This is a genomic window from Pseudolactococcus hodotermopsidis, assembly GCF_011170085.1.
Classification (GTDB): domain Bacteria; phylum Bacillota; class Bacilli; order Lactobacillales; family Streptococcaceae; genus Pseudolactococcus; species Pseudolactococcus hodotermopsidis.
On the sequence record NZ_BLLI01000076.1, the window covers coordinates 1 to 8,660 of the forward strand.

The 8,660-nt window shown below is 41.3% G+C and carries 10 protein-coding genes; 2 read left to right on the top strand and 8 right to left on the bottom strand.

What is annotated here, in order from left to right:
- Nucleotides 1–290: 290 nt before the first annotated feature.
- Together Hs30E_RS09650 and Hs30E_RS09655 are read right to left on the bottom strand one after the other, a co-directional pair.
- Nucleotides 291–1,304, bottom strand: a complete 1,014-nt coding sequence (locus Hs30E_RS09650; protein WP_172209744.1) for an ABC transporter permease — start codon at nucleotides 1,302–1,304, stop codon at nucleotides 291–293.
- Nucleotides 1,297–2,040, bottom strand: coding sequence for an ABC transporter ATP-binding protein (locus tag Hs30E_RS09655; protein ID WP_172209745.1), 744 nt, complete (start codon nucleotides 2,038–2,040; stop codon nucleotides 1,297–1,299). The genes Hs30E_RS09650 and Hs30E_RS09655 overlap by 8 nt, the downstream gene beginning before the upstream one ends.
- Nucleotides 2,041–2,110: 70 nt before the next feature.
- On the opposite strand from Hs30E_RS09655, the gene Hs30E_RS09660 reads away from it, so the two are divergent.
- On the top strand, nucleotides 2,111–2,509 hold the full coding sequence (locus tag Hs30E_RS09660; protein WP_172209746.1) for an HIT family protein: 399 nt from the start codon (nucleotides 2,111–2,113) through the stop codon (nucleotides 2,507–2,509).
- Between the two features lie 15 nt (nucleotides 2,510–2,524).
- On the top strand, nucleotides 2,525–2,755 hold the full coding sequence (locus Hs30E_RS09665) for a hypothetical protein (protein ID WP_172209747.1): 231 nt from the start codon (nucleotides 2,525–2,527) through the stop codon (nucleotides 2,753–2,755).
- Nucleotides 2,756–2,770: 15 nt separating this feature from the next.
- On the opposite strand, the gene Hs30E_RS09670 is transcribed toward Hs30E_RS09665, so the two are convergent.
- From Hs30E_RS09670 to rplK, 6 genes are all read right to left on the bottom strand, one after another.
- A complete protein-coding gene (locus Hs30E_RS09670; protein ID WP_172209748.1) occupies nucleotides 2,771–3,541 on the bottom strand; it encodes an ABC transporter ATP-binding protein in 771 nt (256 codons plus the stop codon).
- Nucleotides 3,542–3,624: 83 nt separating this feature from the next.
- The gene (locus Hs30E_RS09675) at nucleotides 3,625–4,392 is read right to left on the bottom strand and encodes an ABC transporter permease (RefSeq protein ID WP_228462046.1); all 768 of its coding nucleotides are present in this window, start codon (nucleotides 4,390–4,392) and stop codon (nucleotides 3,625–3,627) included.
- Nucleotides 4,393–4,404: 12 nt separating this feature from the next.
- A complete protein-coding gene (locus Hs30E_RS09680; RefSeq protein ID WP_172209749.1) occupies nucleotides 4,405–5,463 on the bottom strand; it encodes an ABC transporter substrate-binding protein in 1,059 nt (352 codons plus the stop codon).
- Complete coding sequence (locus tag Hs30E_RS09685; RefSeq protein ID WP_172209750.1) at nucleotides 5,463–6,953, bottom strand: aryl-sulfate sulfotransferase; 1,491 nt, start codon at nucleotides 6,951–6,953, stop codon at nucleotides 5,463–5,465. The genes Hs30E_RS09680 and Hs30E_RS09685 overlap by 1 nt, the downstream gene beginning before the upstream one ends.
- A gap of 174 nt (nucleotides 6,954–7,127) precedes the next feature.
- Nucleotides 7,128–7,814, bottom strand: coding sequence for a 50S ribosomal protein L1 (gene rplA / locus Hs30E_RS09690; RefSeq protein ID WP_172209751.1), 687 nt, complete (start codon nucleotides 7,812–7,814; stop codon nucleotides 7,128–7,130).
- A 131-nt stretch (nucleotides 7,815–7,945) separates the two neighbouring features.
- Nucleotides 7,946–8,371: a 50S ribosomal protein L11 gene (gene rplK, locus Hs30E_RS09695; protein ID WP_172209752.1), complete on the bottom strand. Its 426-nt coding sequence runs from the start codon at nucleotides 8,369–8,371 to the stop codon at nucleotides 7,946–7,948.
- Between the last annotated feature and the right edge of the window lie 289 nt (nucleotides 8,372–8,660).

An 8,660-nucleotide genomic window follows, 5' to 3' on the forward strand; every position in this document is an offset into this window, starting at 1 on the left:
CTTGCATCTTTCGAAAAGTATCTCAGAAGAATCGGTAAGACGCTTCTGGAATATCAAGCTGAAAATTCAGCCTAAATCATAACTCAATCATATCAAAAATGGAATCTAAAAGCAAATTTTGCTTTAGAAAAACGTAACTCATGTTTAGACTTTTTTTGGGACATTTTCAATTTCGCTTGACAACACTCTATAACAACGTTTGTTTTATTGTTATTTAAATTAAACTGTCAAACTCGGGATTATAACATAAAACAGAGAATATTTAAACACACTTTAATCCAATAATTGCCTCACTTCAACTTAACCCGAGGATAAACAACACCAAGAAAAACACCCGTCAACACAAAAATACCAGCCAAAACTTTATTTTCAAAGAAAATCAAACTGGCAAGGCAGTCTTTAACGCTCATAATGATAAGTAAATGCCGAATCAAATCACGTGCGGCGCGCTTTTTATCCTGTTCAGTAATCGGATAAAGTTTAGTTAAAATCTGATAATCTTGCGACTGCAAAATCGGTAGGAGCTGAAAAACCAGCAAATAATCAAAAAGCACCGCAAGTAAGAGGGCAAACACGTCATTATCAATGAAAATCAGCGCCAAAATCGCAAGCGTCGACAAACGCAGGGTCAGCATGAGGTAGTCGCCACTGCGCAGATAAGTCCGCACGAAAAGATAGTCGTAAGCGGTCTTTGACTTGGGCAAAAAACGATCCAAGACCTTACGCCGCTTAGCAGTCTGGCGCAAACCTTTCACATCAGTAAACTGGCTAAACACCTTGAGAATCGCGTTCTTGCGGCTCTCCTCATAAGCAACCAGCTCGCGCCATTGAATCAGATTATTTTGGATAAATGTTTGTGATTTTCTCACAAGCAAAAAATATTTGATGACGATAAGACCGCAAGCCCAAGCGATTGTCAACGGTAAACCAAGTGTCACAAGTGGACTGAGGATGAAAATGGCAAGCGCAATAACCGCAGCGGGCAAAATCAGCGAAAATTTGGCAGCACGTTTGAGATGTGATTGCACTGCCATTTCTTTGGCAAGGAGAAATTGTTGGTCAGGTTCTTCGACAAATGTTGCCAGTCTGCCGACAAACAGTACCATAACAGAAATGACAAGCGCAATCAAATAACTCGGCAACCAATGTTTAGGCAGACTTTTTAAGAATTGAGCATATTGAACCGCCAAAAAAGCAATCAAAAATAACAAGACTAACACAAAATGGTCATTAAAAACATAACGCATATATTTGATATTTTGCGTGTGCCACTTGGCTCGACGTTTATTAAATAGCTCAATCATGCGCTTGCCAACTTTCTTTGGTCAAAGCAACATAAATCTCATCAAGACTAGCATTTGGCAAGTTAAACTTCGCCCGAAGTGCCGTCAAATCGCCGTCCGCAATGACTTTTCCCTCATGCAAGACGACGAATTTATCACAAAAACGCTCAGCCGTTGACAAGATATGCGTTGACATAAGAATTGACGCACCTGTTTTTTTCATTTCCAGCATGAGATCAATCAAATCATTTATGGCAAGCGGATCCAGCCCCAAAAACGGCTCATCAATGATATAAAGCGACGGCTCAGTCAAAAAAGCACAAATAATCATGACTTTTTGTTTCATCCCCTTTGAAAAATTTGCAGGAAACCAGTCAAGTTTGTCAGAAAGTCTGAAAGTTTTCAGCAATTTTTCAGCACGCGCCATAGCAGTCTCAACCTCAATATCATAGGCAAGCGCCGTGACCTCAATATGCTCACGCAAAGTCAACTCTTCATATAATGACGGTTGTTCCGGAATAAAACCGATTTTCTTGCGATAAGCCTCACTATTTTGCCCAATCGTCAAATCATCCAGCAAAATTTGCCCTTGATAAGGCGATAACAAACCAATGATTTCTTGAATCGTCGTTGATTTCCCAGCACCATTAAGCCCAATCAAGCCAACCAATTCGCCACTCTCAACCGTGAAACTCACGTCTTTCAAAACGGTATTACCAAAATACCCGCCTGTTAAATTTTCTATTTTTAAAGTCATGTACTCTCTTTTCTGCATAAAATGCTATAATATTATTATAACAAAAATCAGAAAAGAAACGGTGAAATTCATGACAGATTGCATTTTTTGTAAAATTATCGCAGGCGACATCCCGAGCTATACCATTTATGAGGACGACGACGTGCTTGCTTTCCTCGACATCACGCAAACGACCAAGGGGCACACCTTGCTCATTCCTAAAAAACATGCTGACAATTTGTTAGAGATGCCAGCAGACGACGTAAGCGTGCTATTTTCAAAAGTCCCAGCGCTTGCCAAACAGCTCACTGAAAAACTCGGCGCGACAGGATTAAACCTCCTCCAAAATAACACAGAAATCGCGGGGCAGAGCGTTTTTCACACGCATATTCATCTCATTCCGCGTTATGCTAAAAATGACGACTTTGCCTTTAATTTTACCGAGCATACACTTGATTTAAAAGCGATTCAAGATACCATAACCGCTTAAAAGGAGACTTGCCACATGACAATCACCAGCTATTTCAAAGACATCAAAAATATCAGCACAGACTTAATTTCAGAAACTGCTGACCTCAAAAAAAACCTTGACAACGTCAAATTTGAACTCGAATACGCCAAAATGACCACCACCGACATCAAAAAAGACATCAAGGAATACCAATTTCAAGCCAAACCACGCCTCAAGACGATTCACGAACAAGTCACTAAAATTCAAAACGAGCTCTCTCAGTAAGTGAGAACTCGTTTTTTATATTACATACTCAGGCTCCTGAACCTTAGACTCAAAGAAATAATCATAAATCTTCTTACGATACACCGTAAAATCAGCACTCCCGCGGTCGCGCTCCTCGCCGAGACTAATCGTCACAATATCGCGAATCCGCCCAGGATTTGCCGCCATAACAATCACGCGATCAGCCAGATAAACCGCCTCCTCAATATCATGCGTGACCATAACCATGGTGCTTTTCTCCTTTTTGCGCAGCTCCTTAACCTCATCTTGCAGTTCGATTTTGGTCATGGCATCAAGTGCGCCAAATGGTTCATCTAACAATAAAACGTCAGGACTCGGCGCCATAGCACGCGCAATCGCAGCACGCTGACTCATCCCACCAGACAATTGTGAGGGATAAGCCGTCTTAAAATCATTTAATTTGACCATAGACAAATACTTGTCAACACGTGCGGCACAATCAGCTTTGCTATGCGAATTTAAACTCAAAGCAACATTTTTTTCAATGGTCAGCCAAGGCAAGAGACGATGTTCTTGAAAAATCATGCCACGGTCAAAACCTGGTTGAGTAATCGCCTGACCATCCATATCACAAATGCCAGTGTCCTGCGTTTCTAATCCTGCAATAATTTTCAGCAAAGTCGACTTGCCACAGCCACTATGACCAACAATGGCAACAAATTCACCATCAGCAATCGTCAAATTAATCCCTTTGAGTACCTCTAGTTTCCCACCATTAACAGAGAAACTTTTAGCTAAATCTTTAATTACTAATTTTTCTGACATTTCATTTCTCCTATTATTTGAACTTCAAGCTAATTTTCTAGGAATGTTTGCAACTTCGTCGCATCGTTTTTCAGTATCATGTGCTAATGATTAACCAAATTTTCCCAAGGTGTCAGTTTTTTGCCAATAATATCCAAAATCGCATCCAAAACCAAACCGACAACTGCAATCGCAATCATGCCACAAAAAACAATCGGAAATTGCATGAGCGCCCGCGCATCATTGAGCCGAAAGCCAATCCCAGAACTCGCCGCAATCATCTCAGCGCCGACAACTGCCATCCAAGAAATACCAAGACCAAGTTTCAAGCCGACAAAAATAGACGGGAGCGCTGATGGCAAGTAGATTTTCGTAAAAAGTTGCCATTTTGAGAGCTGATACATCTGCCCAACTTCCAACAACTTTTTGTCCGTCCGCCCAATTCCGCTCATGGTATTGACCAAAACAGGAAAGTAAGACGCCATGAAAATGACCGCAACCTTTGATTCTTCGCCGATACCGAACCACATGACGAGCAGAGGCACCCAAGCAATCATCGGAATTTGGCGAATGGCGGTAAAAGTCAGCGAGAAAACTCGGTAAACTTTCGGACTCATGCCCATGAGAACGCCAAGCAGAACACCGATACTTGTAGCAAGTGCGTAACCTTTGGCAATTCTAAGTAGGCTAATGCGTAAATCTTCAATAATCGTACCACCAATCAATTGATGTTGCATTTCTGCGCCAATTGTACCGAGTTTTGGCAATATCAATGTTGGGACGACTTCCAAAGTCGTCGCCGTGTACCAAGCCATCACAATTAGCAAGGGTAAAATCAGTGGCACACCGTATTTTGCAAGTTTATTTCTCACTATTTTCTCCGATTATTTTTCTGCTGCGTACTCTTTTGCTGCTTTTTCGCCGATTGATTTGTCCACAAATTTGCTGAAATCGACACTATTTTCAGCTAAGCCATTCTCAACTTCAAACTTGTTGATTTTTTTCAATGAATTGATATATTTATCATCCAAAGTCAATGGGAATGCAGCCTCTATATCTGGATTGGCGATTTCTTTGATGACAGACAAGTCATAACCAGAACGCTCTGCACTTAATTGATAATAAGCCTCTGGATTCTCAGCAATTTTATCACGCGCTTTGAGTAAACCTTTGTAAATGGCAACCGCAACATCTGGATTTTTTGTCAAAGATTTCGTATTGGCAACAAAAACAGAGGGCTCAAAATAAGTATCGGGGTCTGCCTTAAAGCCAAAATGAATCACCCGAGCTGTTCCGTCATCAACCAAAGCTTTCTCTTGCCCCGCAACAACAACCGCCGCGTCAATCGTTCCCGTCGTTACCCCAGCAACACCGTCAGGAATTGTCGAATTAATCCCCTCAATATCATCAAAAGTCAAGCCCGCCTCTTCCAAAACCTTTATCAGATAAGCCTGCGGTGCTGCACCACGCGTATAGGCAATTTTTTTACCTTTCAAATCTTTAATATCTTTGATACCAGATTTGTCGCTCGCAATCAATTTCCAAGTTGAATCAAAACTGTTTGCTGATAACAAGGTAATGTCAATGCCCTTAGATTTACCCAAAACACCCGCAAAACCCGCATAAACAACATAGTCCAATTTATCAGAAACAAGCGCCTCATGAATGGCTGGCGCTGCGCCAACAAAACTCTCAAACTTGGCTTTATATCCCAGCGGTTTTAAATACTCATCAATATAACCATATTCTTTCCCAACACCAAGCACACCACTAGGCCAGTCAGAGCCACCAGAGGGAAAACCAATTGAAACTGTTTTCAAACCAGTTGACAGTATATCTTTTTTCGCATTCGCATCTTTTTTAGTATTACCACAAGCCACAAAGCCAGTCAACACAATCACTGATAATGCCAAACTCAAAGCTACTTTACTCAATTTTCTCATCATTTCCTCCTTATTTCAGTATCCAAACTCACAGCACAAAAATCCGCTCGTCCCGCTGCAACATCTTCTGGTGCCATACCAGTTACCGTAACTTGCCTTGGGTCAATGTTACCAACAACTGTGACTTTACCTGTCTCCGCATTTTCTGCTGCCACATGAGCGCGAAATTTCGTTGAATCAATGGGTGAAATGCTGACTTCATTTGGCTTATCAGCTTGTGGTACCCATTCATAAGGCACACGATAGGCGCGATAAACCATATTGAGCTTGAATTTCTCACCCAATTTCGCATCATGTGGGTTGATATATTCCCAAACAATTTCATGCTCAGGCGTAACCTCAATCAAGCGCCCGTCAGACCCTTCTGTTATCAAGGTATTCCCATTTGCCAAACGTTGCGCCGACGAGATATAGGGCGAGTAAAACTTGTAGCCATCCGTAAACAGCGTATTACCACACTCTTCTGGCGTGTATTGCCAGATAACGTCAAGACTTATCGGGTCAAATTCAAGCACACGACTATAATCACGCACCGCATTATTTGTGCCGTCAGCAGATGACGGATTCGGCGCACCATAACCGCCCGAACCACCATTATCAAAGACAAGGAAATTCCCCTCGCCAGGCAAACCTTTAGGAATCAGATGAAAATGGTGCTGACCAATAATCCAGCCAAGTTTAGCCAATTCAGGTGTTTCCCGAAAATTTGGTCCAAGACGATAAACAATCTCCCCCGTTTTTTTGCTAATAATACCTAAAATATTAGTATTTCGCCCATCAAAGATAATATTATCAGGATGAAAACGCTCATCGCCTTGATCGTACCATTTATTAGGACCAAGCGTTGAAGCCGAATTGATATGAAACCAATCGCCCCCCGCCTCGCCTTTAAGACCAGGGTTGTTACGAATAGCAGCCTTAGCATCAGCATCAAAACCATACTCCTCAAAATGCGCACTAGCAAGCCAGCTCCAGACAAGGTTGCCCTCCCAATCGACTTCGATAATCTTATCATCAATCAAGGGATGACTTGAAATCTCAGGTTTTAAGATATTTTCATGCACCAACATCAAGGTATTACCCGATAAAACCTGAGGTTCAAGATTTGGCGCATAATAACCCACTGGCGACCCTTCTCGCTGATAATCGTGATGTTGACGCGCTTGATTTTGTGGATTATCGCCGTCATTTTCAAAATGCTCCGTGCCATCAAATTTCCAAACGATATGACCATCCCAATCAACTTGCACCAAATCTAAATTATCTTGATACGTTTTCCTCCCCGTTCGTGTACCAGTCGACCCTAGCACATAACCGCCTGGTAAAATCTTGTTTGGAAATCCCGCTAAACCAGCCCAAAGATTAACTTCTTGCCCATTCATATCAATCAAAAGAGCCCCCTTAGCTGACGGAAAAATCGTGAACCCATTTTCTGCCCTATCTTTGTCATAAATCGTTGTCCCTGTTGGATAAATACTTGGATGTCCCATTTTCTTGTCTCACTTTCGTTAAATACTCATTATCTTAGTTAATAGTTTATCATTGAAACTAAAAGTCTCGTATATCGAAAAGTTATCGTTGACTTTAAGAAAATTTAATCCCTGATTTTAGACAAAAAAAGAACCGTTCAAAGTGAACAGCTCTTCATTTTAAATCGTTATAAATTAAAAGTTAGGGTCAACCTTGATACCAGGACCAAAAGTTGTCGTAACTGTCAAGCTTTGGATGTAAGTTCCTTTGGCAGTCGCAGGTTTAGCCGCAACGATAACATTGTTAATCGCTTTAAAATTTTCAACCAATTTTTCAGTTTCAAATGATACTTTACCAATCGCAACGTGTACAATACCAGCTTTTTCAGCACGGTAAGTCACTTTACCAGCTTTAACCTCTTCAACGGCTTTTGTCACGTCCATCGTAACTGTACCAGTTTTAGGGTTAGGCATGAGGTTACGTGGCCCAAGGACACGTCCAAGACGACCCACGACAGCCATCATGTCAGGTGTTGCAACGACAACGTCAAAGTCGAACCAACCACCATTGATTTTGTCAACGTATTCCATTTCGCCAACATAATCAGCGCCAGCAGCTTTCGCTTCTTCCGCTTTTTCGCCTTTAGCGAAAACCAAAACTTTAGCTGTTTTACCAGTTCCGTTTGGCAATACCATTGCGCCACGAATTTGTTGGTCAGCTTTTTTCACGTCAATGTTGAGGTTGTAAGCCACTTCAACAGTCGCATCAAACTTTGCGAAACTGGTTTCTTGTGCCAAGGCAACAGCCTCTTCAACACTGTAAAGTTTAGTCGTTTCTACTTTTTCCAAAGCAGCACGTAATTGTTTGCTTTTCTTAGCCATTTTATTATTTCTCCTTGTGGTATTAACGGCTGGATGTCAGCCTTCCACCATTTCATCATATGATCGGGTGGTTTTCATCATTTCAGACCTAAAGTCTAAAAACTGTTATTTTTTTGTAAACAACAAAAAAATTAACCTTCAACTACGAATCCCATAGAACGAGCCGTTCCTTCGATCATACGCATAGCTGCCTCAACAGAAGCTGCATTCAAATCTTCCATTTTAGTTTCAGCGATTTGTTGCACTTGCGCTTTCGTCACAGTTGCCACTTTAACAGTGTTTGGTGTTCCTGAACCTTTTTCAACACCTGCTGCTTTTTTAAGCAAAACAGCTGCTGGCGGTGTTTTTGTTATGAAAGTGAATGATTTATCCTCATAAACTGAGATAACAACTGGGATAATCATGCCAGCTTGATCAGCTGTCCGCGCATTGAACTCTTTTGTGAAACCCATGATGTTGATACCAGCTTGACCAAGTGCAGGTCCTACTGGTGGCGCTGGTGTTGCTTTTCCGGCTGGAATTTGCAATTTAACGATGTTTTGTACTTCTTTAGCCACGATAATTTCCTCCTATTGATTGATTTCTATGTGAAATCTCTTCTCGTGATGTGGTTTAATGGACAACCGTCCTCCCACGCAATCTACTCTTATACGAGCAGACTATAATATTTTACCGCTTTTACCGAGAATTGTCAAGGTGAATTTTTTACACATACACGGTTTTATCATTCGAAAGTGATAATGTCCTAAGTAGGTCGAAACATAAAATGTCCCAAATGTTAAACTAATACTTATGAAAAGGATATTACTCACTGTGAATGAATTGAAAAAGTATCGTGTTATCAAG